Origin of the sequence: Nostoc sp. UCD121, from assembly GCF_014222285.1 — a bacterium.
GTDB lineage: Bacteria > Cyanobacteriota > Cyanobacteriia > Cyanobacteriales > Nostocaceae > Nostoc.
Genome location: NZ_JACKZS010000582.1, coordinates 1 through 266, shown reverse-complemented (window position 1 = coordinate 266; position 266 = coordinate 1). Strand labels below are relative to the sequence as shown.

General features: G+C 45.9%; 1 pseudogene. It reads right to left on the bottom strand.

Going from position 1 to position 266, the window contains the following annotated elements:
- A pseudogene (locus GNF10_RS37565) lies at positions 1–266 on the bottom strand (IS630 family transposase); the annotation flags it as partial.

Sequence of the window (266 nt, the reverse complement as noted above, 5' to 3'; positions counted from 1 at the left end):
GGATGGACAAATCCATAAGTATAAAGCCATTGGTAACGAGTGCGATGCACAGCATTGGGACGATGACCTACTGGTGTCCAAACTCGACGGACGATGGGTTTGAGGCCTAATCGAGCTTCATCTTCTGCCCAAACTTCAACTGATTTGTGCGGATGGAGGAAACGTAACAATTGCACAAACTCCGTTAACTCAGTTTTAAACATCTGTCTTTGAACAAAAGTTGCCGCCTCAGTATGCAGAGGTCGTGGTTGTTGCAGACTAAATCC